Consider the following 670-nt stretch of genomic DNA (forward strand, 5'->3'; position numbering starts at 1 on the left):
TCACGAATTCAAAAAAAATACAGATATAGCTCTTAGTGAGCAAGAGTTCCCGACTAGCCGATTTAGTATTGGGGCCTTAAATGTACTAGAGCGTATCCTATATTCAAAAGAGCCAATTGGTAACAGATCGTGCGAACTACTCGCGCTACATACACAAAATCTTCTCCGTATCAGCAGTGAGCTTGCTGTTGAATGGAAAGAGTCAATGCGCAAACAATTTGAGGATCCAAGACAACTAGACGGTTTCTTTGAAGATGAGATCGATGCTGCAACAGCGCTACTGAAAGGAGCCGCTGAAAACCTCGAAGTTATTAGCGCTTTGAAATTGCTACGACCGATGGGCAGCTCCGCAAAAAAAGCAAAATTTCAACGTCTCGAAGCTTGGAGAAGTGGCCTTTCTCTCCCCTTCATCACTGAGAATTTAGACGTTAGCATTGCCATGATCGAAACGCTGCAAAAAAACATACCTAACGCAGAGTTATCATCAACCACTTCTATTTTAGAAAGTGCGAAAAACCGTCTAATGAGCATAAACCTACCTTTAGCAAAGGCGATAAAAAGTAACGAACAGTACAGAGAGCTAAAAGACATTGCGCAGGACTTAATTCATGCTCATTCGGAGTTAGAAAACACGCTGACCAAGATGGGCATTCATTTAGGCTTCAATAGT

Annotated in this window: 1 protein-coding gene; it reads left to right on the forward strand. The window is 41.9% G+C overall.

Annotated features, from left to right (window positions below):
- Positions 1-670, forward strand: a 670-nt coding sequence (locus A3738_RS21840; protein WP_156504406.1) for an imelysin family protein, incomplete at both ends; no start/stop codon positions are given.

The sequence above is a fragment of the Oleiphilus sp. HI0066 genome (genome assembly GCF_001635725.1).